This is a genomic window from Streptomyces sp. NPDC042100 (genome assembly GCF_055582325.1).
This window is the reverse complement of sequence record NZ_JBVJDK010000007.1, coordinates 273,999-297,890: the sequence shown is the minus strand read 5'-3', so window position 1 is coordinate 297,890 and position 23,892 is coordinate 273,999. Positions and strand designations below refer to the sequence as shown.

21 protein-coding genes and 1 pseudogene are annotated in these 23,892 nt (G+C 72.7%); 13 read left to right on the top strand and 9 right to left on the bottom strand.

Annotated features, from left to right (window positions below):
* Positions 1-82 precede the first annotated feature (82 nt).
* Together ACZ6J5_RS18325 and ACZ6J5_RS18320 are read right to left on the bottom strand one after the other, a co-directional pair.
* On the bottom strand, positions 83-469 hold the full coding sequence (locus tag ACZ6J5_RS18325; RefSeq protein ID WP_469392633.1) for an STAS domain-containing protein: 387 nt from the start codon (positions 467-469) through the stop codon (positions 83-85).
* Positions 470-794: 325 nt separating this feature from the next.
* Entirely contained in the window at positions 795-1,349 is a 555-nt protein-coding gene (locus ACZ6J5_RS18320; protein WP_469392632.1) for a type 1 glutamine amidotransferase domain-containing protein, read from the bottom strand.
* A gap of 188 nt (positions 1,350-1,537) precedes the next feature.
* Here ACZ6J5_RS18320 and ACZ6J5_RS18315 point away from each other — a divergent pair, with 188 nt between their 5' ends.
* Complete coding sequence (locus tag ACZ6J5_RS18315; protein WP_469392630.1) at positions 1,538-1,852, top strand: hypothetical protein; 315 nt, start codon at positions 1,538-1,540, stop codon at positions 1,850-1,852.
* A gap of 92 nt (positions 1,853-1,944) precedes the next feature.
* Complete coding sequence (locus ACZ6J5_RS18310) at positions 1,945-2,829, top strand: SigB/SigF/SigG family RNA polymerase sigma factor (protein WP_469392628.1); 885 nt, start codon at positions 1,945-1,947, stop codon at positions 2,827-2,829.
* Here ACZ6J5_RS18310 and ACZ6J5_RS18305 read toward each other — a convergent pair.
* Together ACZ6J5_RS18305 and ACZ6J5_RS18300 are read right to left on the bottom strand one after the other, a co-directional pair.
* Complete coding sequence (locus tag ACZ6J5_RS18305; protein ID WP_469392626.1) at positions 2,777-3,250, bottom strand: ATP-binding protein; 474 nt, start codon at positions 3,248-3,250, stop codon at positions 2,777-2,779. The two genes, ACZ6J5_RS18310 and ACZ6J5_RS18305, sit on opposite strands and share 53 nt — an antisense overlap.
* On the bottom strand, positions 3,234-3,656 hold the full coding sequence (locus ACZ6J5_RS18300) for an STAS domain-containing protein (RefSeq protein ID WP_469392625.1): 423 nt from the start codon (positions 3,654-3,656) through the stop codon (positions 3,234-3,236). The genes ACZ6J5_RS18305 and ACZ6J5_RS18300 overlap by 17 nt, the downstream gene beginning before the upstream one ends.
* A 75-nt stretch (positions 3,657-3,731) precedes the next feature.
* Between ACZ6J5_RS18300 and ACZ6J5_RS18295 the strand changes: the two are divergent.
* Both ACZ6J5_RS18295 and ACZ6J5_RS18290 read left to right on the top strand, forming a co-directional pair.
* Positions 3,732-4,172: pseudogene (locus tag ACZ6J5_RS18295) on the top strand (ATP-binding protein); the annotation flags it as partial.
* 114 nt (positions 4,173-4,286) lie between these two features.
* On the top strand, positions 4,287-4,610 hold the full coding sequence (locus tag ACZ6J5_RS18290; protein ID WP_469392867.1) for a plasmid stabilization protein: 324 nt from the start codon (positions 4,287-4,289) through the stop codon (positions 4,608-4,610).
* A gap of 79 nt (positions 4,611-4,689) precedes the next feature.
* Here the strand turns inward: ACZ6J5_RS18290 and ACZ6J5_RS18285 are convergent, their stop codons facing one another.
* Positions 4,690-4,845 carry a hydrophobic protein gene (locus ACZ6J5_RS18285; protein ID WP_469392623.1) on the bottom strand — a complete coding sequence of 52 codons (156 nt, stop codon included), beginning with the start codon at positions 4,843-4,845 and terminating at the stop codon, positions 4,690-4,692.
* A 384-nt stretch (positions 4,846-5,229) separates the two neighbouring features.
* On the opposite strand from ACZ6J5_RS18285, the gene ACZ6J5_RS18280 reads away from it, so the two are divergent.
* The gene (locus ACZ6J5_RS18280) at positions 5,230-5,838 is read left to right on the top strand and encodes an SRPBCC family protein (protein ID WP_469392621.1); all 609 of its coding nucleotides are present in this window, start codon (positions 5,230-5,232) and stop codon (positions 5,836-5,838) included.
* Between the two features lie 19 nt (positions 5,839-5,857).
* On the opposite strand, the gene ACZ6J5_RS18275 is transcribed toward ACZ6J5_RS18280, so the two are convergent.
* From ACZ6J5_RS18275 to ACZ6J5_RS18265, 3 genes are all read right to left on the bottom strand, one after another.
* Positions 5,858-8,362: a SpoIIE family protein phosphatase gene (locus ACZ6J5_RS18275; RefSeq protein ID WP_469392619.1), complete on the bottom strand. Its 2,505-nt coding sequence runs from the start codon at positions 8,360-8,362 to the stop codon at positions 5,858-5,860.
* Positions 8,363-8,663: 301 nt separating this feature from the next.
* On the bottom strand, positions 8,664-10,172 hold the full coding sequence (locus ACZ6J5_RS18270; protein ID WP_469392617.1) for an MFS transporter: 1,509 nt from the start codon (positions 10,170-10,172) through the stop codon (positions 8,664-8,666).
* A gap of 124 nt (positions 10,173-10,296) precedes the next feature.
* On the bottom strand, positions 10,297-11,484 hold the full coding sequence (locus tag ACZ6J5_RS18265; protein ID WP_469392865.1) for an FUSC family protein: 1,188 nt from the start codon (positions 11,482-11,484) through the stop codon (positions 10,297-10,299).
* A gap of 450 nt (positions 11,485-11,934) precedes the next feature.
* Between ACZ6J5_RS18265 and ACZ6J5_RS18260 the strand changes: the two genes are divergently transcribed.
* Positions 11,935-12,456: a PP2C family protein-serine/threonine phosphatase gene (locus tag ACZ6J5_RS18260; RefSeq protein ID WP_469392863.1), complete on the top strand. Its 522-nt coding sequence runs from the start codon at positions 11,935-11,937 to the stop codon at positions 12,454-12,456.
* 405 nt (positions 12,457-12,861) lie between these two features.
* Complete coding sequence (locus ACZ6J5_RS18255) at positions 12,862-15,282, top strand: MFS transporter (RefSeq protein WP_469392861.1); 2,421 nt, start codon at positions 12,862-12,864, stop codon at positions 15,280-15,282.
* 96 nt (positions 15,283-15,378) lie between these two features.
* Here the strand turns inward: ACZ6J5_RS18255 and ACZ6J5_RS18250 are convergent, their stop codons facing one another.
* Positions 15,379-16,143 carry a response regulator gene (locus ACZ6J5_RS18250; protein WP_469392616.1) on the bottom strand — a complete coding sequence of 255 codons (765 nt, stop codon included), beginning with the start codon at positions 16,141-16,143 and terminating at the stop codon, positions 15,379-15,381.
* A gap of 312 nt (positions 16,144-16,455) precedes the next feature.
* Here ACZ6J5_RS18250 and ACZ6J5_RS18245 point away from each other — a divergent pair, with 312 nt between their 5' ends.
* The 6 genes from ACZ6J5_RS18245 to argS all read left to right on the top strand — a co-directional run bounded on the left by ACZ6J5_RS18245 (position 16,456) and on the right by argS (position 23,857).
* Complete coding sequence (locus tag ACZ6J5_RS18245) at positions 16,456-17,679, top strand: arginine deiminase (RefSeq protein WP_469392614.1); 1,224 nt, start codon at positions 16,456-16,458, stop codon at positions 17,677-17,679.
* A 197-nt stretch (positions 17,680-17,876) separates the two neighbouring features.
* The gene (gene argF / locus ACZ6J5_RS18240) at positions 17,877-18,878 is read left to right on the top strand and encodes an ornithine carbamoyltransferase (RefSeq protein WP_469392612.1); all 1,002 of its coding nucleotides are present in this window, start codon (positions 17,877-17,879) and stop codon (positions 18,876-18,878) included.
* A gap of 165 nt (positions 18,879-19,043) precedes the next feature.
* Positions 19,044-20,009 carry a carbamate kinase gene (gene arcC / locus ACZ6J5_RS18235; RefSeq protein ID WP_469392609.1) on the top strand — a complete coding sequence of 322 codons (966 nt, stop codon included), beginning with the start codon at positions 19,044-19,046 and terminating at the stop codon, positions 20,007-20,009.
* Entirely contained in the window at positions 20,006-21,586 is a 1,581-nt protein-coding gene (locus ACZ6J5_RS18230) for a YfcC family protein (protein WP_469392607.1), read from the top strand. The genes arcC and ACZ6J5_RS18230 overlap by 4 nt, the downstream gene beginning before the upstream one ends.
* Complete coding sequence (locus ACZ6J5_RS18225; protein ID WP_469392605.1) at positions 21,586-21,876, top strand: arginine repressor; 291 nt, start codon at positions 21,586-21,588, stop codon at positions 21,874-21,876. Before ACZ6J5_RS18230 ends, ACZ6J5_RS18225 begins: the two co-directional genes overlap by 1 nt.
* Before the next feature lie 205 nt (positions 21,877-22,081).
* Positions 22,082-23,857, top strand: a complete 1,776-nt coding sequence (gene argS, locus ACZ6J5_RS18220; protein WP_469392603.1) for an arginine--tRNA ligase — start codon at positions 22,082-22,084, stop codon at positions 23,855-23,857.
* The last annotated feature ends 35 nt before the right edge of the window (positions 23,858-23,892 follow it).

The following is a 23,892-nucleotide window of genomic DNA, read 5'->3' as shown; positions in this document are numbered from 1 at the left end:
GGGCTCGGTGAGCCGCGCTCGCCCAGGCAGCGGGCCGTGCCGACGGGGCCGTCACCTGGTCGTGCCGGGCGGCAGGGTGTGGTCAGGGGACGGGGGCGCGGAAGAAGACCTGGTCGGTGCCGGTGAGCTTGAACAGCTGGTCCAAGTGGCGGGGCAGGCCGCCGACGAGGACGAGCAGGCCGCTGTGGTGGGTACTCAGGAGCACGTTGAGGAAGAGGGAGTCGCCGAAGGTGACTCCGCTCAGGTCGAGCAGGAGGCGAGTGGCGCCGTCGTCGCGGGCGTCGGCGACCGCCTGCTCCAGGCAGGCGACGGAATCCCGGTCGAACTCCCCGTCGGCCTGGAGGCGAGCGGCGCCGTCGCCGCGTACGGGTTCCCTGAAGACCGCGGCGTCGCGAGGGGCGCTGTAGAGGTGGTGGCCGTCGGACGTGGTCGTACGGGTGACCTGATCGGAGTGGTCGTCGAGCGTCATGACGGTCGCTCTCCCTCGGGGACCGGGCGCGGCAGCGGACCGTGATGCCTGGTGCGAGCCGGTATGGCCATAGCGCCACGTTCGCAACGTGACGGGGGCCGCCCCGGCCGACGTCGGCGACCCGAGCCGACACAGGGGTCCCGGCCGTAAGGCGAGCGGAAGGACCAAGCCCCTCGGCTGGGGGAAAACGCGCCCATGTGCGCGTCCGCCCGTCTTCTGGCATTTCCACACTACGCCCCGCCCGGCGGAACAGCCGCTCGCGCGCCCCGGACGCCCCATGGGGCCGTGGTGTGCCCCGACGTCCCGGGTGGAGCGCCTCCAGCCGTCAGCGCCCGTCAAGGGCACGGACGAGGGCCGCCGAGAAGGCGTCGAGGTCGTCCGGCCCGCGGGAGGTGATCAGGGTGTGGGCTCCGGAGGTGTCGACGACGACCTCCCGGTCCACCCAGGCGGCTCCGGCGTTCTCCAGATCCGGGCGCAGCGAGGCGTACGAGGTGAGTTCCCGGCCCATGGCGAGCCCGCTGTCGACGAGGAGCCACGGTCCGTGGCAGATGGCGGCCACGGGTTTGCCGGCCGCGGCGAAGGTCCCGACGAGCTCGCGCGCCGCGGTGTCCGTCCGCAGGCGGTCGGCGTTCAGCGTGCCGCCGGGCACCACCACGGCGTCGTACGCGTCGGCGGAGGCCCGCGCGAGCGTGGTCTCCGGCCGGACGACTGCGCCGGGGTCCCGGTCGGAGACGAGGGTCTGGACTGGTTCGTCCTTCAGAGCGGCGATGTCGACCCGGGCGCCGTGCTCCCTCAACACCGTCACGGGTCTCGTCAGCTCGTCCTGCTCCGTGCCGTAGTTGGTCGTGAGGACCAGCACGTTCCGTCCGTCGAGCGACACAATGTGACTCCTTCCGGCCAGCCCCCTTCTCCGGCGTCTCACCGCACGGGCGGCGCCGCAAACGTCGACGGGCGGACCGGCCCGGATGGACGAGTACGTTCCTCCGGTCCGGGGAAGGCGACCCCCGTCGGGGGTGAAACGGCGGGGATGCCCGCATCGGCCGGATCCCCCGGACAGTTGGCACGGGCATGAGTCCCACTGTGAGCGGTCCGATACTGACCAGCGCCGCGTCGAGGAACGTCGACGGGGCGACCGCGAAGGCCGCGCCCGACGCCGCACCACCGGCGGGCGGACCGTCGCCCGCGCGGCGGCGGGAGACGGTCCCTCCGAGACGCTCGCGCAGGCGCCCCGCCCCGCCGGGCCACGGCAGCCGCGACAGGTTCATCCGGGTCGTCCGGCTCCAGGGTCACGCCGCCGCCGGGCACTTCCTCCACGGCCTCGCCTACGGCACCGGCCTCAGCCTCGCCGGGACGCTGGTCTCCCGCATGTGCGGCCTCTGGTGACACGAACACCTACATTTCGCATGAGACGGTGACAAAACGGGAATCCTTCCCTGAGGACATGCGACTTCCCCCCGCCGAAGGGCGGCCCGCTCATGACCACCGTCCCAGCCCGCACCAGCCCCACCGCGGCCCAGCGCCGCGCGGCGCTGGGCGGGCTCCCGGAGTCCGTCCGGCCGACCGAGGTCTCGACGGACGACGCGCGCACGCTGTCGGTGGCGCTGCTGCGGCGGCTGCGGGAGCTGGACGAGGGCACTCCGGAGTACGCGTACGTCCGCAACACGCTCGTCGAGCTCAATCTCAGCCTGGTCAAGTTCGCCGCACGGCGCTTCCGGAACCGCGCGGAGCCCACCGAGGACATCGTCCAGGTCGGGACGATCGGTTTGATCAAGGCGATCGACCGCTTCGACCCCGACCGCGGCAGCGACTTCTCCGCCTTCGCCCTCCCGACCGTCATCGGCGAGATGAAACGCTTCTTCCGGGACACCAGCTGGGCCGTCCGCGTCCCGCGCCGCCTCCAGGAGCTCCGCATCGACCTGGCGAAGGCCACGGACGCCCTGGAGCAGGACCTGGGCCGCCACCCCACCCGGACCGAACTGGCCCGGCGGCTGCACGTCACCGAGGACGACGTCGCCGAGGGCCAGGTCGCGGCGCACGGCTACACCGCCCGCTCCCTGGACGCCCCCACGAGCGACGACGAGCCCTCGCCCGGCGCGGGCGAGCGGCACCTGGCGGCCTCGGAGCCCTCGTACGAGCTCATCGACTCGCTGGAGTCGCTGCGGCCGCTGATCGCCCGGCTCGACGCCCGCGACCGGCTCATCCTCGAACTCCGCTTCGGCGAGGAGCTCACCCAGGCCGAGATAGGGACCCGGGTGGACCTGTCCCAGATGCAGGTCTCCCGGCTCCTCACCCGGATGCTCGGCGAACTCAGGCAGGGGCTCCTGGAGGACGGCGCCACGGCGGCCGCGACGTCCGGCTGACCTCCAGCCACACCACCTTGCCCACGGCCCCCGCCCCCTTGTCCTCGGCCCCCCAGGCGCCCGCCAGCCGGTCGAGCACCATCAGGCCGTGCCCGCCGGGCATCCCGGGCGACCGGGGCAGCCGGCTCCGCGGATGCTCGGGGCTGCCGTCGGCCACCTCCACCCGCAGCCGCCCCGGCTGGTGGCGCAGCACCAGCTCCTCCGGGCCGCCGGCATGGAGGCAGGCATTGGTGACCACCTCCGACACCAGCAGCAGGACGTCCTCCACCCGCTCCCCCGCCTCCGCCGTCCCCGGCGGGATCCAGCCCCAGTCCGCCAGCGCCTCGGCGGTGAAATCGCGGCAGCGCGCCACCACGCCCCCGGTCCCGTACAGCACGAGCCGGCGGACCTGCTCCCGATGGCCGTCAGCCGTCCCGGCCACGGTCCCCGCCGTCCTCGGGGCCGCCGCCGTCGGCGAGCGCCTCGTCCACCGTTCCGTACACCCGGAAGACCGACCGGGCGCCGGTGATCTCGAAGAGCCGGTCGACCGGCCGGCGCAGCCCCGCGAGGTCCATCCGCCCACCGGCCGCCTCGGCCCGCAGTCGCGCCCTCAGCAGCGCGTTCAGCCCCGAAGAGTCGCAGAAGTCCAGGTCCGCGCAGTCGACGACGATCCGTCCGGACCCGAGGCGCCCCTCCACCGCGTCCCGCAGCGGCGCCACCGTGTCGCGGTCCAGCTCCCCGTCCATCCGTACGACGACGGTGTCCGCGCCCGGCACCGATCGGACCTCCACGGCCAACCGGCCCCGCGGGGGACCGCCCCCTCCGGTCACGGGCTGCTCTCCCCGCATCCGCCCACCTTCCCTTCCCGCTGTCGATTTCAACCCTTTTGATGCTTATATTCCCATTGCTCGCCCCCTCATCCGATGGTTCGGCGCGAGGAAGCCGGGTACCGGCCGGACATGACCAGCCGGATCGCGGACGAGGCGGGCACAGAGAGCCACCGCTACGAGCTGACGGGCGGTTCCGGGACCGTACGGGAGTGCCGTGACCTCACCCGGCGCGCGCTGCGCGCTTGGTTCGGAGCGGCGGGCGGCCCCGGCCACACCGCGGCCGAGGACGCCCTCCTCCTGGTGTCCGAGGTCGTCACCAACGCCCTCGCGCACGGCGGCGCCCCGTACGAACTCCGGCTCGACCACGCCGACGGCCGCCTCTGGGTCCAGGTCGGCGACACGAACCCGGTACGGCCCCGCCCCCACGGGCCGCACCGGGCGGGACGCGCCTCCGGGCACGGGCTCTACCTGCTGGAGCGCCTCGCGGACTCCTGGGGCTGGGTGTCCCGGGGCCGGGGCAAGACGGTCTGGTTCGAGCTGGCCGTGCCGCGGTGGGACGCGCCGGACCAGGGCAGCGGCGGGGGTGGCGGCACCGCCGCCACCGGATCGGCCGCGTCAGCCGCATCGACCGGAAGGAGTGGGCACATCATGCCTCGCGGATCGAGCCCCAAACGGGAACGACAGTACGAGCACATCAAGGAGAGCGCCCTGGACCGGGGCGAGAGCCGGAAGCGGGCCGAGGAGATCGCCGCCCGGACCGTGAACAAGGAACGGGCCCGCGCCGGCGAGTCGAAGACCGCCAGCAAGAGCTCCACGGACGACATGTCCTCCGCGCGCCGCGGCGGCAAGCGCTCGCACAGCGGCGCCGAGGGACCGACGTACGACCAGCTCTACGCCGAGGCCCGGCGCCGCAACCTGCACGGGCGCTCCTCGATGGACAAAGCGGAACTCAAGCGGGCACTGGGCCACTGAACCCCGCTCCGTCCGACGCGCCGCGCCCCCGGATCCACCGGGGGCGCGGCGCGTCGGACGTCCGGGTCGTTGACCCGGTTCACCACCGGTACCAACGGCCGCTGCCGCTCCGCATCAGGAAGCCCAGCAGCCACAGCACGAGGACCGCGATGGCGACGTACCACAGCGCCTGAACCGCGAACCCCGCGCCGAAGAGGACCAGAATCACCAGCAGAACGAGAATCAGGGGAACCATGACGCCACCTCCATGTGCCCTTGGCCCGCCGGGCCCGTCGCGTACGTGGCCACCGGCTCTCCGGCGGGTGCCCCTCCGGCGCCGAATCATGCGCGCCGTGTTCCGGCGGGATCCGCGACGGCCCGGAGGGGTGCCGACACGCGGACCGGGCGGAGGCGGACCGTCCTGGGCGGCTGCCGCGCGGGCGGGCCCTACGAGGTCCTGCCGCCGCCCGAGCGGCTGCCCGTGGGGCGGGCGCACTGTGGCACGTACCGCCTGACGGGCCGCCCCGGTCGAGCGGGAAGGCCCCGGCACGCGGCCACGGGCTGCGCGTGAGGACGGTGTTCCTGGGTACACGCAGGGCGCCGCACCCAGCGGTCACCACAGACCCTTCAGGAGGACACCATGACCATGGTGCAGGAAACGATCAAGGTGGACGCCCCGCTGCGCGAGGTCTACGACCAGTGGACGCAGTTCGAAGAGTTCCCGATCTTCATGGAGGGAGTCGAGGAGGTCCAGCAGGTGGACGACCGTCTCTGTCACTGGCGCACCCGTTTCGCCGGTGTCGTCCGGGAGTTCGACACCGAGATCGTCGACCAGCTCGCCGACGAGCGGATCTCCTGGCGCACGGTCGACGGCGACGTCCGGCAGAAAGGGGTCGTCACCTTCCAGCGCCTCGACGACGCCCACACCCGCGTGAGCCTGGCGATGGACATCGAACCGCAGGGGGTGATCGAGAAGGCCGGAACCGCCCTCGGCATCGTCGAAAGCCGTGTCCAGGGCGATCTGGACCGGTTCAAGCACTTCATCGAGGAACGCGACGCCGCCACCGGCGCCTGGCGCGGCCGGCTGCGCCCCGTCGAGGCCCCGGACCGGGGGACGGGCGAAGCGGCGACGGACCCCCGCGGGGACGCCGGACCGGGCACACCCGCCGCCGGCCCGGCCGCGACGCCGATGCCGCCCGAGCGGCCGGGCCCGTACCCGGGCCCGCTTCCGGACCGCCCGCGGTCCTGACGCCCCTGACCCGCGGCGGTCAGGAGTCCTCGGGGACGTGGATGTCCAGGACGCAGATGTCGTCGCGGTTTCCCGGCCGGAGAGCGGCGAGGGTGCGGGCGAAGGCGTCGCCGCCTTCCTCCCTCAGCACGCGCACGGCGGTCGTGGCCAGTCGCTCCAGGCCCGCCTCGATGTTCTCGCCGGGGTTCTCCACCAGGCCGTCCGTATAGAGGAGAAGGTGGTCCCCCGGCCGCAGGTCGAGCGTCCGCTGCCCGTACGCGGACTCGAACGCGGCGCCGAGCAGGCAGCCTTCGGGCTGCTCCTGGAACTCGGCCGCGCCGTCACGGACCAGGAGCGGCGGCAGGTGCCCGGCGCGCACCCAGGTGAGGCGGCGGTCCGACGGCTCGTAGCGGCCCATGACCATGGTGGCGGTGGCTCCCTCCAGGCCGGCAGCCGTGTGCACGAGGAGCGCGTTCAGCCTGGCCAGGGCGTCACCCAGAGGGGAACCCGTGACCATCATGCCTTTCGTGTAGAAACGCAGCTGGGCCATGGTCCCGACCGCCGGCAGTCCGTGGCCGGCGACGTCGCCGACGACGAACAGCACGCTCCCGTCGGGAAGTTCGATCGCGGAGTACCAGTCTCCGCCGACGTTCATCCCGCTGTCGGCCGGCACGTAGGCGACATCGACGCACAGGCCCGCGAGCTCCAGCGACTGGGCCGGAACGGGCAGCAGCGTGTCCTGGAGCCGCGCGCCCAGCGCGCGTTCGGCCCGCAGCATGCCGCGCTGGACCAGGTTGGCGCGTTCGCTCTCGACCAGGGCGAGTTCGGCGTCGCGCAGGGAGCTGAGGTCCTGGAAGAAGCCGTGGACCTCGACCGGGACGCCGTCCGTGTCGACCCGCGCCTCCGCGACGACCCTCAGGTGGCGTACCCCGTCCGTGGTGGTGACGCGGAGCGGTTCGTCGACGGCGCGGCCGTACGCGGTCAGCCGCTGGATCGCCCCGGCCAGCCTCGGCGCGTCGTCCGCCACCAGGTGCCCGGGCAGTTCCTCCATCCGGATCGGGCCCTCACCGGGATCACGGTCGAAGACGGTGTAGACCTGGTCGGACCAGGTCACCGTGTCCGTGGCCAGGTCCCAGGCCACCCAGCCGAGGTTGCCGAGCCGCTGCAGCTCGGCGAGCCTGCGGGTCTCGCGGGCGTCGGAATCGTGGCGGATCCAGGAGGCCACGAGGCGGTCCCCGAGGCGGGACACCCGTACGGAGTAGACAGGCCGCTCCGGGACTCCGGCACTCACCTCCTCGCGGGTGAAGGGCTCGCTCTCGTAGACCGTCCCGGTGGTCAGCGTCCTCAGGTAGCCGTCCCACAGGGCCGTGCCCGCGACAGCGGGGTACGTCTCCAGAACGCGGCGCCCGACGAGCTCGCCGCCGCGCCGGCCCGCCGCGTCGACGGATTCCGGAGCCGCCGCGTCGATGCGGTAGTCCTCCACCTCGCCCGTCGGCGATCGCAGCGGGGTGAGCAGGACCGCCGGCCCCGGCAGGGTGTCGAAGACGGTCCGTACCGCCTCGGCGTCCTCGTCACCCGCGCCGTCCGGGTGTGCGGCGGCCGGGTCCGCGCGGAGCCGGCCGCCGCACACCCGGACGGCCCGCCGCAGCAGCGTGCGGGTGGCCGGGGCGAACGGCCCGGCCCGGGAGCGGAGGAAGCCCACCACCACCGGGGCGTGACGGCCGGGAACGGGCAGCCACGCGCGGGACGGCCACCGCCCGGGCGGGTCCCCGATCAGCAGGTGGTCGACGGCGTCCGCCTCCGGATCCTCCAGCCAGATCGCCTCCCTGGTGGCGGCCGCCTCCAGGGGCGCGACCCGCCCGAGCGGCGGGATGTGGCTCCACTGCGCGGCCAGGGACGTCTCGACGCCGGCGTGGCCGGCCAGCTCCACGCTGCCGTCGTCGTCGGACCGGAAGATCATGACGGCGTCCACGTCCTCCGGGTCGTTCAGGACCGCCCGCAGCAGAGCCGCGACGTCGTCGGCGGTACGGGCGTCGGCGAGACCGTCCGCGATCCGTGCCAGGCACTCCCTGGCCCCGTCCTCGCCGCCGGCCCCGTCCTCCCGGCGGTCGCGGTGGTCGCGGTGGTCGCGGTGGTCGCGGTGGTCGCGGTGGTCGCGGTGGTCGCGGTGGTCGCGGCGAAGCGGACTCGCCTCGGCAGCCGGCACCGGGCCGGGCGCCTCGGGCACGCCGGGCCCGGCCGCTTCACCCCGGCCGACGCCTCGGCCCTCGCGCGGCCCGGTCCGGCTCAGGGTGATCCAGCACTTCTCCAGGAGCGTCCTGCGGTGCCGCTCGGCCCGGTCGAGCAACAGCCGGTAGGCGGCGTCCGCCGCGACGGTCTCCTGCGCCATCAGCACGCCCTTGGCGCGCTCGACGACGGCCGCCACCGAGGCCACTCCCTCCAGGTCGGCGATCTCGGCCCGCAGCCGGGTGACGACCTCGGCGAGGCGTGGCGCCTCGGACCTCGCGCCGTCGCCGCTCTCGGGACGCCCAGGACTGCCCTCCATACGCACGAGCATGGCACGTCGCGGACACGGTCCGCCTCCCGGCGACGGCCCCTTGTCGGTCACGGTCGCCGGGGAGGCACCCGCTGTGCGTCCCGCTCCCCGCCTGTGCGGTCACCGCTGGGGCCGAAGCGCCGCCAGCCGACCGTGTCGCTCTCGTCGAAGGCATGCGGCCCGGGTTCGCGCCGGCCCGGTCGCCTGCCGCCTGACGCGCGAGGACGGTCGCGTCGGACTCCAGGTCGCCCGCCGCGCGCGTGCCGATGCCGGGCTCCGGCCCCACGTCGCCCGGCGAGATCGGTTCGGCTCAGTCCCGCTCGGCCGCCCCCGGCGAGTCGTCCGCCCGGACCGCCGACAGCGGCTCGGCGATGTCCTCCAGCGAGCGGCGCTCCGCGTTCACCGCGAAGAACGCCGCCACGACGCCCGCCGCGCACATCAGCGCCGCGCCGATCTGGAAGGCCAGCACCGTGTCCCCGGGCACCCCCGACGCGGTGAGGTCGGCGAAGACCAGCGGTCCCGCGATGCCCCCGGCCGCCGTGCCCAGGGCGTAGAAGAAGGCGATCGCCATGGCGCGGGTCTCCATGGGGAAGATCTCGGAGACGGTCAGATAGGCGCTGGAGGCGCCCGTCGAGGCGAAGAACAGCACCACGCACCAGCAGGCCGTGAGCGTGGTCGCGGTGAGCGAGCCCCGGCCGAAGAGCCAGGCCGTGCCGAAGAGCAGCAGGCCGGAGAGCAGGTAGGTGCTGGTGATCATGATGCGCCGGCCGACGGTGTCGAAGAGCCGTCCGAGCAGCAGCGGGCCGAGGAAGTTGCCCGCCGCGATCACCGCGAAGTAGTAGCCGGTGCTGCCGGTGGGGACGTCGAAGAAGGTGATGAGGATGGTGCCGAAGCCGAAGGTGATCGCGTTGTAGAGGAACGCCTGCCCGATGAACAGCGAGAGCCCGAGGACGGCCCGGCGCGGATAGCGGGCGAAGACCGTCCTCGCGATGATGCCGAAGCCGACGCTCTTGCGCTGGTGGATGGTGATCTCACCGGCGGGCGGCGGGAGTTCCGCCCCCTTCTCCGCCTCGATCTCCCGCTCCACCGCGTCGACCAGCTTCTCCGCCGCCTCACCCTGGCCGTGGATGAACTGCCAGCGCGGGCTCTCCGGCACATGTCTGCGCACCAACAGGATCACCAGCCCGAGGACCACGCCCAGAGCGAAGCTGAGCCGCCAGCCGACGTTCGCCGGGAAGATGTCGGTGTCGAGCATGACGATCGACAGCAGGGCGCCGCCGATGGCGCCGAGCCAGTAGCTGCCGTTGATGATCAGGTCGACCCGCCCCCGGTAGAGGGAGGGGATCAGTTCGTCGACGGCCGAGTTGATGGCCGCGTACTCACCGCCGATGCCGAAACCGGTGAGGAAGCGGAAGAGGAAGAACCACCAGGACTCCGTGGACAGCGCGGTGAGCGCCGTGGCCGCCAGATAGACGGCCAGGGTCACCATGAAGAGTCTCCTGCGCCCGTACCGGTCGGTGAGCCACCCGAAGAACAGCGCGCCCGAGCAGGCGCCCGCCACGTACAGCGCGGCGGCGACGCCCGTCACCTGCGCCGCCGTGATGTCGAGCCCGCTGCCGTCCTCGGCGAGCCGGCCCGCGACGTTGCCGACGATGGTGACCTCGAGACCGTCCAGGATCCAGACCGTACCGAGGCCGATGACGATCATCCAGTGCCAGCGGGACCAGGGGAGGCGGTCGAGCCGGGCGGGCACGGCCGTGGTGACCGTACCCATACCCGGCCCGGCACCGGTCCCCGGGGAAGAAGGCGTGGCGCTCATGACTCTCCTCTCCGCCGCCGCGGGCATGCCGCCCGCGGCAGGTCGTCCGTCGACTCATCCGTGACCCCCGCCCCGGCCCGTACCCCGGCCCGCGCGTCGGCTCGCCCGCGGTTCACCCGGGGGCTCATCCGTCGGCGCGGGTGGGCCGGAGCGCGCTCCAGCGGCCCCGCGGGACCAAGCGGCGGCGCCGCTCGTGGCGCTCGCGCACTTGCCGGTCCAGCTCCTCCATCAGCCGCCGCCCCCGGTGCTCGGGGTCGAGCTCGTCGAGGACGCGGTCGAGCTCGGCGAGCAGCGCCCCGTACAGCTGCCAACGGCCCGGCTCGGCGAGAGCGAGAGCGAGGAGCTGCTCGGCGGCGGTGGCGCGGCAGGCCCGCGCCGCCCGCAGCTCGCCCGCCAGCCGGGCCTCCGCCGCCTCGGCATCCGCGCTGGCGGGCGCGGTGACGAGGACGGCGAAGCTGACCAGGGCGTCCGCGGTGTACTGGGCGGTCTCCCGGACGGCGAGGGCGGCTCGCTCCGGCAGCAGCCGCTGCCCTGCCTGGTGTTTGGCCAGGTCGGTGAGGGTGCGGGCGAGCACCCGCAGGACGACGGCACAGATCTCCAGGGTGTCCAGACCGGTCCGCAGCACCACCCGGTGCAGCAGCCCCTCCTTGACCCTCGGGTTGAAGCGCAGGCTGTCCTCGGCGGTCCGCAGCGCGCCGTCGACATCGGCGACGTCGTTGTCGAGCCGCCGGGCCTCGTGGAGCCGGGCAGCGGCCTCCGCCACCGGCGGAGATCCGGTGAACTCCTCCGCCACCTCCAGCAGCAACAGCCTCATCCGCCGGGCCAGGCCGTCGATCGAGTCCCCGGCGGTGTCCACCCACACCGGCGGCGCGAGGACCAGGTTGAACACCATGCCGACGACCGCGCCGATCAACGTCTCCAGAACCCGGTCCCAGGCCGTGTCGGACACCTGCGTCACGCCGAGGACGAGCATCGCACTGATCGCGACCTCGGGCACGAACTCCTCGACCCTGACCAGCCGGCCGACGAGCAGCGACGCGAGGATGACGAGCGCCAGGCTCCACCAGGAGAGGCCCACGACGACGCTGAACGCGATGGCGATCAGCACACCGACCACCACCGAGTTCACCCGGCGGAGGCTGGTGGTGAGCGTGGAGTAGAGCGTCACCTGCACGACGAGCAGCGCGGTCAAGGGCGCGGTGAGCGGCACCGGTTCGCTGCTGAGCCGCAGGGCTACCACATAGCTGAGCGTGGCCGCCGCCGTGGACCGTACGGTCTGTACGGCGAAGGGGTCCCGGCGCAGCCGCGCCAGAAGTCCACCCCCGCCCCTCGTTCCTCCGCGCGCCGCCACCTCTCACCTCGTCCCTTCGGTCATCGTCCGCCAGACGCCGGACGCAAGCGGGCCATCCCCCTCGGGCGACCGCCTGCCCCTTCGGCTCCCCGCTCATGCGCGCATACGCCCGGGCGGCCGATGGATCAGACCGGATCGGCCCGGCCCGGGGACGGTCCGCCGCCGGCGGTCGTCGCGGGCGCCGGCGATCGCCTTCTCCGGGCAGGAGACGCGTTCCGGTGCCGTACGGCGGGGCGGACCGGGTTCAGACTCGGAGGTGAGGCGGAAGGGGCGGTGCCTTGAGCCGGCCTACGAGATCGGCGGCGATGCCTTCGACCACGGCCTGGACGACGGGCGCCTGCACGTGACGGTGGTCGACGCGATGGGGCACGACCTCGCGGCGGGGCTGTCGTCCGCCGTCGCGCCGGCAGGCTGCCGCTCCACCCGCCGTGCGGGCGGCTCCCTGACCGACAAACCGACCGGGTCGACGAGGACCTGTACCGCTGGCCGCCCGGCTGCCTGCTCACCGGCGTCTTCGCGCGTCTGCACCTGGAGAGCGGGCATCTGTCCTGGGTGAACGCCGGCCACCCGCCGCCGCTGCTGATCCGCTCGCACCGCGTCGTCCCCGAGGCACTGCGAGGCCGTGGGGAGCTGCCGTGCGGGCTCGGCCCGGACTACACGACCGCCCGCACCGCGCACGAGGCCCAGCTGGAACCCGGAGACCGCCTCCTGATCCACACCGACGCAGTCACCGAGGCCCGCTCGGCCTCCGGACTGCTCTTCGGCGAAGAGCGGCTCGTCGATCTCGTCACCCGGGCCCTCGCTGCCGGCGAGCCCGCCCCCGAAGCCCTCCGCCGCTTGATCCATCCTGGACCACCACCATGGCCGGTTGCGGGACGACGCCACCATCGTCCTGGTGGAATGCACCCGGAATCCGACAACCCCCGCCCGTGAGTGAGCCGACCGCGGGCGCTGGGAGCAGACCGCTGCCCGGCCACGCCACGGCCGGTCACAGCCCTGCCGAGGTCGCGGCAGTCCGGCTGCTGGTCCGCACGCTTCGACAAGGGTAAAGCAGCAGGTCCCAGCACCGGCGCCATCCGCCACCTCGCCAACGACCGGGGTGTCCCCCTCGACGCCACCACCGACGTCGCCGATCCGGTCGCCCGGCCTGACGGCCGAAGGCCATTCGACAGCGAGCGCGCCGACCTCACGTGACCCCGAGGCCGATATCGCGAGGTAGTCCCGACCGGACGCCGCGAACGCCCCCGACATCGGCCCGTGACCGCCCGGAACGGGCCGATGACCCCAAACACCGTCCAGGAAAAGGAAGTTGCACCACCCTGCCGACTCGTGGAACAGATGACCCCAGCGGACCCGAGCCACATCGGCCCCTACCGCCTCATCGCCCGCCTCGGCGCGGGCGGCATGGGCCTGGTGTACCTGGGGCGCTCCGAGGCCGGGCGGACCGTGGCCGTGAAGGTGGTGCAGGCCGAGTACGCGGGGAACGCCGAATTCCGCAGGCGCTTCGCCCGCGAGGTCGCCGCCGCGCGCCGAGTCGGCGGGGAGTGGACGGCGGCGGTGCTCGACGCCGACCCGGAGGCCGAGGTGCCCTGGGTGGCGACCCAGTACATACCCGGGCCCGATCTGCACACCGTGGTCACCGAGGATTACGGGCCGCTGCCCGAGCACTCGGTGACGGCCCTCGCCAACCGCCTCGCCATCGCCCTGCGGACCGTGCACGACGCCGGCTTGATCCACCGCGATCTCAAGCCCTCCAATGTGCTCGTCACCGTCGACGGCCCCCGGGTCATCGACTTCGGCATCGCCCGGGCGATGGAGAGCTTCGCCGGGGACAGCCTGCACACCCGTACCGGGATGCTGATCGGCTCGGCCGGTTTCATGTCCCCCGAGCAGGTCCGCGGCCGTGAGCTCACGGCGGCCAGCGATGTGTTCTGCCTCGGCGCGGTGCTCGTGTACGCGGCGACCGGACGTCTGCTGTTCGGCGCCGGCGACTCGGGGCTCAACGCCCACCTCTTCCGCGTCGCGGAGGAGGAGCCAGACCTCACCGGCGTCCCGGCGTCGCTGGTGGAACTCGTACGGGCCTGTCTGGACAAGGATCCGGCCCGCCGCCCCACGCCCGAGGAGATCGCCGAGTGGACCGCGACGGACCATCCCGACGAGTGGCTGCCCGGCTCCGTGCTCGCCCAACTCGGTCGTCGTGCGGCCGGATTGCTCGACTTCGCACCCCCGCTGCCCGACGCGCGGCCCGTACCGCCCGCGCCGACGGTTTCGCCCACCCTCCCGCCGCCGTCTGACCCTCGGGCCGCCCTCGCCTACGCGCCGACGGCGGGCGCCGCCCCGTACGCGCCCTACGTCCCGACCGCTCCGTCCACGCCTCCCACCGCGGCCCCGGTCCTCGGGGCCCGGCGGCGCGGGGCGGTGGCGCTGGCCGTCCTGGTGCTGCTTCTGGTGACGGTGGAAGGGAGCGTCGCCGCCAGCGCGCTCGGCGGCCTCCAGGTCAGTCTCGACATCAACGGCCATGCTCTCGACCTCGCGTTCCGCATGTACGTGGTGGGGTTCGCCGCCGCGCTGCCGCTCGCCGGGTATCTCGTCGACCGGATCGGTCTCCGCGTCGCACTGACCGTCGGGCTGTCGGCCGCCCTGTCCGTCACGCTGCTGGAGATCGTGCTGGCGGCCGACGTCCTCAGCGACGGGACCACCACCGGCGGCGTGCTCGCGGCGGCGCGGGGAATCATGGGCTTCGCCGCCGCGCTGCTGACCCCGGGTCCCTTCGTGCTCCTCACCCGGGGAGTTCCCGCCCCTGCGGCCCGACGGTGGGCCTTCGTCGGCTTCGCCGGTGTGGTCGTGGGCGGCTCGGCTGTGGGCAGGCTCGTCACGGGGGTCGTCGAGGAGGACCTGAACTGGCGCGTCGGCCTCTACCTGATGGTCCCCTTCGCCCTCACTCTGCTGGTCATGACGCTCAGTCAGGTCGAGCGTCGGGCCTCGGGCGAGGCCCCGGGCACGCCCTTCGACGCGGCCGGGGTGCTGCTCGGCAGCGCCGGGCTCGGCGCGCTGGCCTACGGATGCTCCGCGCTCGCCCTGTTCGACGACGTGGATCCGGTGGGCACGGTGCTGACGTCGGCCGGACTGCTGCTGTGCGTCGTGTTCGCGCGGCGCCAGCGCACCATGTGGCGGGCCCTCGCGGCCCCAGGCATCCTCGGCGGCCGTCGTCAAGCCGGTACCTTCCTCGCCCTCGGCTTGTTCACCGCCGCGCTCGTCGATCTGACCTGGGTGTCCGCCAATCGGACCTACGTCCACCTCTACCTCGGTCCGACGGAGCAGGGAACCGTGAAGCTCGCCCTGCTCGTCGGCGCCCTCGGGGGTGCGGCAGTGGCCGGACGACGCACGACCGGGGTCGCCGGGACGCGGACCCTGGTCGTCTGGGGCGGACTCCTGCTGGCCTGTGGTTCCGCGCTGCTTCTGATACTGCCGATGGACGCCGGTGCGGTGATCTCCGTCGTGCCCGCCCTCGCGGTTGGCGGGTTCGGCGCCGGACTCGCGCTCGCCGCGCTCTACGCGGACCTGGCCGAGGACGCGCCTGTCGGTTTCGTCGGGGCCGTTGGAGCGCTCGCCGCCGCGGCGGCCCAGGCCGGAGAGAGCATCGGCACCGCGCCCATGGGATTCGGCCCCTCCGTGGCTGTCCTGGTGGGTCTGGCCGCCGCCCTGCTCGCCGCCCTCGTCGGCGGCACCCTGCTGGGCTCCCGCCGGACCAGCTCCTGAAAGCGCCACCACGGTCGGGTGAGCTGTGGGGCCGGGCCGCTGTGCGGGACGTGGGTGGTCCTCGGGTGCGGTGGTCGGCCGGGCCCGGCCCGGGTCTCAGTCGGCGAGGGCGCCGCCCGCGGCCGCGGCGAGAGGCGCGTGGCCGGGACGGTGCGGCGGTTCGGCGGGCCGGGGCCCTTCGCCGGGGCCGGGGTCGGAGTCGGGGGTCTCCAGGCCGTTCAGCCAGGCCCATCGGGCCAGTTCCACGCGGTTCTTCGCGGCGACCTTGCGCCGGCAGTGCGAGACGGTCTTCTTGACGGCGGAGACCGACACCCCCCGGCGGTCCGCGATCTCCTGGTCGGTGCGGCCGGCCGCGACGAGGCCGGCGACCTGGAGCTCGCTGGGGCTCAGCGGGTGCGTGGGTTCGGTGGGCAGGTGTCCGCAGCCCTCGTCGGGCAGGTGCCGGCAGCCGTTGAGGAGCCCGCGCAGGCTGTCGGCGGCCGAGGGCGAGAGGGCGTAGGCGCCGGAGGCGGCGAGGCGGATGCCCTGGCGGAGGAGGGGTGGGGAGAGGCTCTTGGCGAGGAAGGCGTGGGCCCCGCCGCGCATCGCCGCGCAGAAGTCGTCGTCCGAGGTGGAACTCGTGAAGACCACGACCCTGCACCCGGTGCCGGTGAGGGCGCGGACCACGGCGAGGCCGTCGAGGCCGCCGAGGGTGGTGCCCATGACGCACACGTCGGGGCCGTCCGCGAGGGCCCGTTCCACGGCCTCCTTGCCGTCCCCGGTGTCGGCCACGACCTCGAATTCCGTACCCGACGCCAGGATGGCGCGCAGGCCGACCCGGACGACTTCCTCGGCGTCCGCGATCAGCACCCGTGTGGGCATTTCGTCCTCCCCAAATCCCGCCACGCGGGGCGGAATTCCGCCCCTGCGGGCTCGTCATCCCAACGTACGCGGACCGATGGTCGAGTCGGGTGGGGCACAAGGACAGCATCCACCCGGCCTAAGGTCCCGATACCCACAGCCCAGGGGTGCCGGAAAGATCAGGGCTAGGGGGGTGCGGGAAACCTGACAGGAAGGACAGGGGACCTTGGGAAACGCAGGTCTTTTCGCTACAAGACCATGGATTCACAGGGAATACGTTTCTTCCACGAGGTCGACGCAACGGCGCGGCGGCCACGGACCGAGGAGGACCCCATGTCTTTCCATGTCGATTCCGAAGCGGGCAAGCTCAAGCAGGTCATCCTGCACCGTCCGGGCCTTGAACTGGAGCGCCTGACGCCCAGCAACAAGGACGATCTCCTCTTCGACGACGTGCTCTGGGTCGAGAGGGCCCAGGAGGAGCACGACTACTTCGCGCAGACCCTGCGCGACCGCGGTATCACGGTCCATCTCTTCACCGACCTGCTCGCCGAGACCATGAAGAACGACGAGGCCCGCTCCCTCGTCCTCGGCCGCCTCTTCGACGAGCGCGAGTACGGCCCCATCGCCACCGACCGGGCCCGCAACGTCTACGAGGCCTTCGACACCGAGGAACTGACCAGGCATCTGGTGGGCGGCATCACCAAGAGGGAGCTCGTCGACAGGATGGGCAGGCCGCGATCCGTGCGGGTCCAGGTGATGGACGACGAGGACTTCGTGATCGCCCCCCTCCCCAACCACCTGTTCACCCGCGACACCTCCTGCTGGGTCTACGACGGCGTCTCCATCAACGCCATGAAGAAGACGGCCCGGCGCCGCGAGACGGTCCACTTCGAGGCCATCTACCGCTACCACCCGCTGTTCGCGGACCGTCAGTACAAGGTGTGGAACGAGGGCCAGAGCTCCTACCCGTCCACCATGGAGGGCGGCGACGTCCTGGTCATCGGCAACGGGGCCGTCCTGGTCGGCATGAGCGAGCGCACCACCCCGCAGGGCGTCGAGGACCTCGCGATCCAGCTGTTCAAGGAGGGCTCCGCCCAGCGGATCGTGGCCCTGGACATGCCCAAGGGCCGGGCCTTCATGCACCTGGACACGGTCATGACCATGGTCAACGGCAACACCTTCACCAAGTACGCCGGCCTGGGCATGCTGCCCTCCTACACCATCGAGTCCCAGGGCGCCCCGGACGACCTGAAGGTCACCCGGCACGCCCCGGAGGAGATGCACACGGTCATCGCGAACGCGCTGGGCCTGGACGAGATCAACATCCTCACCCCGCGTCAGGGCGCCTTCGCCGCCGAGCGCGAGCAATGGGACGACGGCTGCAACGTCCTCACCATCGAGCCGGGCGTGGTCGTGGCCTACGACCGCAACGTGGCCTCCAACAAGTACCTGGAGGAGAACGGCGTCGAGGTCATCCGGGTGCGCGGCAGCGAGCTGGGCCGTGGTCGCGGCGGTCCGCGCTGCATGAGCTGCCCGATCGAGCGCGAGGCGGTCTGAGCCGAGGGCCCGGCGGGGCGCGACGGCGCACCTCCGGGGCACGAGACCCGGGGGTGGGCCCCGCCCTCTCACACCCTCGCCCCTCGCCCCTCGCCCTCGCACGCCCTCGTCGGCCGACCCCCGTCCGTTCCCCGTCGGTCCCGTGACCCGGCCCGACGGGCCCCACGCCCCCCCACTTCCAGGAAGGCGCCACCGACATGGCCCTGAATCTGCGCCACCGCAGCTTCGTCAAGGAAATCGACTTCACCCCCGCCGAGCTGACGCACCTGATCGACCTGGCGGCCGAGCTGAAGACCGCCAAGCGGATCGGGACCGAGCGCCCCCGCCTGACCGGCCGCAACATCGCGCTCATCTTCGAGAAGACCTCGACCCGCACCCGCTGCGCCTTCGAGGTGGCCGCCCACGACCAGGGCGCGCACGTCACCTACCTCGACCCCTCCGGCTCCCAGATCGGCCACAAGGAGTCGATGAAGGACACCGCCCGGGTGCTCGGGCGGATGTACGACGGCATCGAGTACCGGGGCTCCTCCCAGGTGCTCGTGGAGGAACTGGCCGAGTTCGCCGGTGTGCCGGTCTGGAACGGTCTGACCGACGAGTGGCACCCGACGCAGATGCTCGCCGACTTCCTCACCATGCGCGAGCACTCCGGCAAGCCGCTGCACGAGATCTCGTTCGCCTACCTCGGCGACGCCCGCAACAACGTGGGCAACTCCCTGCTCGTGATGGGCGCCCTGATGGGCGCCGACGTGCGGATCGTGGCCCCCGAATCGCTCTGGAACGACGTGGAGACCATCGCGACCGCCGCCGAGATCGCGGGGCGGACCGGTGCGCGGATCACCCACACCGAGGACGTGACCGACGGCGTCGCGGGCGTGGACTTCGTCTACACCGACGTGTGGGTCTCCATGGGCGAGCCCAAGGAGGTGTGGGACGAGCGCATCGCGCTGCTCACCCCCTACCAGGTGACCGCCGAGGTCATGAAGGCCACGGACAACCCGCGGGCCAAGTTCCTGCACTGCCTGCCGGCCTTCCACGACCGGAACACGAAGGTGGGCGCGGAGATCCACGCGAGCCACGGCATGGAGGCCCTGGAGGTCACCGACGAGGTGTTCGAGTCCGAGCGGTCGGTGGTCTTCGACCAGGCCGAGAACCGGATGCACACCATCAAGGCGGTGATGGTCGCCACCCTCGGCGACTGATCCCGCCCCCGCGCCACGCCGGGCGCGGCCTCGTCCTCCCCGCCGGCCCGGTGTCGCGGATCGGTCCGTTCCCCCCGATCCGCGCGCCGGGCCGGCGTTCTCCCTCCCCCACCCCCTCCTCCCTTCGTCTTCTTCCCTCCCCCTCTCCCGATCGGAGACAACAACGTGCGTGTAGTGGTAGCCCTCGGCGGCAACGCCCTCCTCAAGCGGGGCGACAAGCCCGACGCCGACGTGCAGCTGGCCAACGTACGCCGCGCCGTGGCCGCGCTGGCCCCGCTGGCCGAGGAGCACGAGCTGGTCGTCACCCACGGCAACGGGCCCCAGGTCGGGGTCCTCGCCCTGCAGAGCGCCGCGGACCCGGCGCTGAGCAGCCCGTACCCCTTCGACGTGCTGGGCGCCGAGACCCAGGGCATGATCGGCTACTGGCTGCTCCAGTCCCTCCAGAACGCCCTGCCGGGCCGGCAGGTGTGTTCCCTCATCAACCAGACGCTGGTGTCGGTCGTCGACCCGGCGTTCGCGAACCCGACGAAGTTCGTCGGCCAGGTCTACGACCGGGAGACGGCCGAACGGCTCGCCGAGGAGCGCGGCTGGACCGTGCGCCAGGACGGCGCGTACTGGCGGCGTGTGGTGCCCTCGCCGCTGCCGCAGCGGATCGTCGAGACCCGGCTCATCCGCCAGCTCCTCGACCAGGGGGCGATCGCGGTCTGCGCGGGAGGCGGCGGCGTGCCGGTGATCCGTGACGACGCGGGCATGCTGACCGGGGTCGAGGCCGTGGTCGACAAGGACCTCACGGCCGCGCTGCTGGCGGAGGCCCTGGAGGCCGACGCGCTGATCCTCCTCACCGACGTACCCCGGGTGGTCCGCGGCTTCGGGACCCCGGAGGCCGAGGAGATCACCCACAGCACCCCGGGCGCGCTGCGCGCCGAGAACTTCCCGGCCGGGTCCATGGGCCCGAAGGTCGACGCGGTGTGCCGGTTCGTGGAACTGACCGGGGACATGGCCGCGATCGGCGCCCTCGACGAGGTCGTCGACATCATCCAGGGCCGGGCCGGGACGATCGTCACGCCCAGCGGCGGCTACGCCGGCAAGCAGGCCGGCCCGGCCCGAGTCCCCGAGGGAGCGGTCTCATGAGCACCGTCACCCCCGCCGGGGCCCGTTCCGAGGGCGAGACCGAGGCCGAGGTCAGGGCCGAGGCCGAGACCGCCGAGTCCACGGGGCCCCCGGGCGGTTCCGGGGCGTCGGCCCCACAGGGGAAGAAGGAACGGAACTTCAAGTTCCCGACCGCCTTCACCGTCCTGGGCATCGTCACCCTCGGCGTGTGGCTCCTCGCCTTCCTGATCCCGGCCGGCGCCTACAAGCTGGATGCGGACGGGGCCCCTATCCCGGGCTCCTACCACACGGTGGAGAGCTCCGCCGGGTTCATGGACCGGCTCCGCGACCTGTTCCTCTCCCCCGCCAACGGCCTGTACGGGATCACCTCCGAGGGGCACACCTCCCCCGGCGGAGACGGCTCGCTGATGGGCGCGGCGGCGGTGTTCCTGTTCATCCTGGCGGTGGGCGCGTTCATCACCGTGGCGATGAAGACCGGAGCGCTGGACGCGGCCATCGGACGGCTCGCCCAGCGCCTCGCCCACCGCAAGTCCCTCCTCGTGGTCGCCCTGATGGTGGTCTTCTCGCTGGGCGGCACCACGTACGGCATGGCGGAGGAGACCCTCGGGTTCTACGCCCTGGTCGTGCCGCTGGCCCTGAGCCTGGGCTACGACCGGATGGTGGGCGCCTCGATCATCATGATCGGCGCCGGCATCGGCACCCTGGCCTCCACCGTGAACCCGTTCGCGACCGGAGTCGCCTCCGCCTCCGCCGGCATCGGCACCGGTGACGGCATCGTGGTCCGGTTGCTGATGTGGGCGGTGCTCACCTCGATCGCGATCTTCTTCGTCCTGCGGTACGCGAACAAGGTGGCCAAGGACCCCTCGGCCTCCCTGGTCGGCCACGCCGGCGACGAGGCCATGTCCTCCGGCGGGGCGCTGCCGCCGCTGACCGGCCGGCAGAAGGCGGTGATCGGCGTCTTCGCCGCCACCTTCGTCCTGATGATCTTCTCGGTCATCCCGTGGGCGGACTTCGGCATCACCGCCGTCCCCACCCTGGGCTGGTACTTCCCTGAGCTGGCGGGCCTGTTCCTCGTCTCCGCCATCGTGATCGGCCTGATCGCGGGGCTCGGTGAGAAGGGCACGGTCGACGCGATCGTGTCGGGCGCGGGCGACTTCATCGGCGCGGCCCTGATCATCGTCCTGGCGCGCGGCGTCACGGTCATCATGAACAACGCGCAGATCAGCGACACCATCCTGAACGCGCTGAACAAGGCGGTCGAGGGCACCAGTTCGGGGATCTTCACGGTGCTGACCTTCCTGGTCAACATCCCGCTGGCCTTCTTCGTCCCCTCCTCCTCCGGACACGCGACGCTGGCGATGCCGATCCTGGCACCGCTCGCCGACTTCGCCGGGGTGCAGCGGGCCATGGTGGTCACGGCCTACCAGTCCGCCTCCGGCTGGGTGAACCTGGTCACCCCGACCTCCGCGGTCATCATGGGCGGCCTGGCCCTGGCGAAGGTCCGCTACGACAAGTACCTGCGGTTCATATGGCCGCTGATGGCGACCCTGTTCGTGGTCTGCCTCGGCTTCATGCTCCTCGGGGCGGTGATGGGCTGATGCCCGGCTCCGCCACCGCGACCTCCCCCGCCCCGCCCCCCGCCGGCGAGGACGCAGGCCCCGAGGGGACCGCCCGGGACATGGTCATCCGGGCCGGGCAGGCCGGGGAGACCCTGGTCCTGCACACCCCTCCGGGAGCCGCCCGCTACCTGGCCACCCTCGTGGACGCAACCCCCGGCCTCGACGTGCGGGGCTGCGTGGCCGGCAACGACGTCGTCCTGGTCGTCTGCCGGGGCTGGGAGGGGGCCCGCAAGGTCCTGCGGTTCTTCCGCGTGGAGGCGGAGTCCTGAACACCCCAGCGGACACCCGCCCGTCACCGGCGCACGAACGCCGGTGACGGGCGGGCCTTTCGCATCCCCACCCGCCGAACCCCATCCACCCCGTGACCCGTCCACCCCGTGACCCACCCACCCCGTGACCCGTCCACCCCCTGGCCCCATCCCGCCCGTCCCGCACCGTCCCGTCCCGTACCACACCGTCCGACAGGAGATCCCCGTGACCACCGTGCCCACCCTCGCCCACCTCGCCCACCGTCGACTCGTCGAGGCGGTGGCCCGCGCCCTGCCGGCCTTCGCGGGCGCCGACCCGATGCTGCGGGCCAGCGACCGGGCCGACTTCCAGGCCAACGGCATCCTGCCGCTCGCCAAACGGCTGGGCTCGAACCCGCGCGAGGTGGCCGAGCGGGTCATCGAGTCGGTGGACTGCGCGGGGCTGCTGGAGGACGCCTCGGTCTCCGGCCCCGGGTTCGTGAACCTGCGGGTGCGGGACGCGGCGATCACCGCGAACCTCGCGGCCCGCGCCGCCGACCCGCGGCTCGGCGTGGCCCCCGCCGACCGGCCGGGCACCACGGTCATCGACTACGCGCAGCCGAACGTGGCCAAGGAGATGCACGTCGGGCACCTGCGCTCGGCCGTGATCGGCGACGCCATGGTGCGGATCCTGGAGTTCACCGGCGAGAAGGTGGTGCGCCGGCACCACATCGGGGACTGGGGGACGCAGTTCGGGATGCTGATCCAGTACCTGATCGAGCACCCGCACGAGCTCGACCGCTCCGACACGGGACGGGCCTCCACCGAGGAGTCCGGCGCCCAGGCCATGTCGAACCTGAACCGCCTCTACAAGGCCGCGCGCACCCTCTTCGACTCCGACCCCGAGTTCAAGACCCGGGCCCGCGCCCGGGTGGTGGACCTCCAGGCAGGCGACGAGCTCACCCTGGAGCTGTGGCAGAAGATCGTGGACGAGTCCAAGCTCTACTTCTCCTCCGTGTTCGAGAAGCTGGACGTGGAGATCCGCGATCCGGACGTGGTCGGCGAGTCCGGCTACAACCACATGCTGGACGAGACCTGCCGGCTGCTTGAGGAGGCGGGGGTCGCCGAGATCTCCGAGGGCGCCCTGTGCGTGTTCTTCGACGACGTGCTCGGACCGGACGGCAACCGGGTGCCGTTGATCGTGCGCAAGTCGGACGGGGGCTACGGCTACGCCGCCACCGACCTGTCCGCGATCCGCGACCGGGTGGGCGCGCTGCATGCCTCCACCCTCCTGTACGTCGTGGACGCGCGACAGTCGCTGCACTTCCGGATGGTCTTCGAGACGGCCCGCCGGGCCGGCTGGCTGAACGGCAACGTGCGGGCGGTGCAGTTGGCCTTCGGCACGGTGCTCGGCGCGGACGGCAAGCCGTTCAAGACCCGCGAGGGCGAGACGGTGCGCCTGGTGGACCTGCTGGACGAGGCGATCGGACGGGCGGCCGTCGTGGTGCGCGAGAAGGCCCGGAACCTGACTCCGGAGGAGGTCGGGCAGCGGGCCGCCCAGCTGGGCATCGGCGCGGTGAAGTACGCGGACCTGTCGACCTCCGCGATCCGCGACTACAAGTTCGACCTGGACCAGATGGTCTCGCTGCACGGGGACACCTCGGTGTACCTCCAGTACGCGCACGCCCGGGTCCGCTCCATCCTGCGACGGGCCGGGGACACCGGGCCGGTCGGGCACCCGGATCTCGCCCTGGCCCCGGCCGAACGGGCCCTCGGGCTGCACCTGGACGCCTTCGGGACGGTGGTCGAGGACGCGGCGCGGGAGCACGCCCCGCACAAGCTCGCCGCCTACCTGTACCGGCTGGCCTCGCTGTTCACCTCGTTCTACGACGCCTGCCACGTGCTCGACGTGCGGAACCCGAGCGCCGTGGTGGAGAACCGGCTGCTGCTGTGCGAGCTGACCGGGCGGACCCTGTCCACCGGGATGGGGCTGTTGGGGATCGCGGCGCCCGAACGCCTCTGAGTCAGGGGCCGACGCGCCGAGTCTCGGCACGTCCT

Bases quoted from the DNA above. Each gene is read 5' to 3' on its own strand.
- ACZ6J5_RS18275 (WP_469392619.1), bottom strand. From the start codon at position 8,362: ATGGAGGGCAGTCCTGGGCGTCCCGAGAGCGGCGACGGCGCGAGGTCC.
- ACZ6J5_RS18300 (WP_469392625.1), bottom strand. From the start codon at position 3,656: ATGCGGGGAGAGCAGCCCGTGACCGGAGGGGGCGGTCCCCCGCGGGGC.
- ACZ6J5_RS18270 (WP_469392617.1), bottom strand. From the start codon at position 10,172: ATGAGCGCCACGCCTTCTTCCCCGGGGACCGGTGCCGGGCCGGGTATG.
- ACZ6J5_RS18280 (WP_469392621.1), top strand. From the start codon at position 5,230: ATGACCATGGTGCAGGAAACGATCAAGGTGGACGCCCCGCTGCGCGAG.
- ACZ6J5_RS18250 (WP_469392616.1), bottom strand. From the start codon at position 16,143: ATGCCCACACGGGTGCTGATCGCGGACGCCGAGGAAGTCGTCCGGGTC.
- ACZ6J5_RS18325 (WP_469392633.1), bottom strand. From the start codon at position 469: ATGACGCTCGACGACCACTCCGATCAGGTCACCCGTACGACCACGTCC.
- ACZ6J5_RS18225 (WP_469392605.1), top strand. From the start codon at position 21,586: ATGCCCGGCTCCGCCACCGCGACCTCCCCCGCCCCGCCCCCCGCCGGC.
- ACZ6J5_RS18290 (WP_469392867.1), top strand. From the start codon at position 4,287: ATGCCTCGCGGATCGAGCCCCAAACGGGAACGACAGTACGAGCACATC.
- ACZ6J5_RS18315 (WP_469392630.1), top strand. From the start codon at position 1,538: ATGAGTCCCACTGTGAGCGGTCCGATACTGACCAGCGCCGCGTCGAGG.
- argF (WP_469392612.1), top strand. From the start codon at position 17,877: ATGGCCCTGAATCTGCGCCACCGCAGCTTCGTCAAGGAAATCGACTTC.
- ACZ6J5_RS18285 (WP_469392623.1), bottom strand. From the start codon at position 4,845: ATGGTTCCCCTGATTCTCGTTCTGCTGGTGATTCTGGTCCTCTTCGGC.
- ACZ6J5_RS18245 (WP_469392614.1), top strand. From the start codon at position 16,456: ATGTCTTTCCATGTCGATTCCGAAGCGGGCAAGCTCAAGCAGGTCATC.
- ACZ6J5_RS18255 (WP_469392861.1), top strand. From the start codon at position 12,862: ATGACCCCAGCGGACCCGAGCCACATCGGCCCCTACCGCCTCATCGCC.
- ACZ6J5_RS18230 (WP_469392607.1), top strand. From the start codon at position 20,006: ATGAGCACCGTCACCCCCGCCGGGGCCCGTTCCGAGGGCGAGACCGAG.
- ACZ6J5_RS18310 (WP_469392628.1), top strand. From the start codon at position 1,945: ATGACCACCGTCCCAGCCCGCACCAGCCCCACCGCGGCCCAGCGCCGC.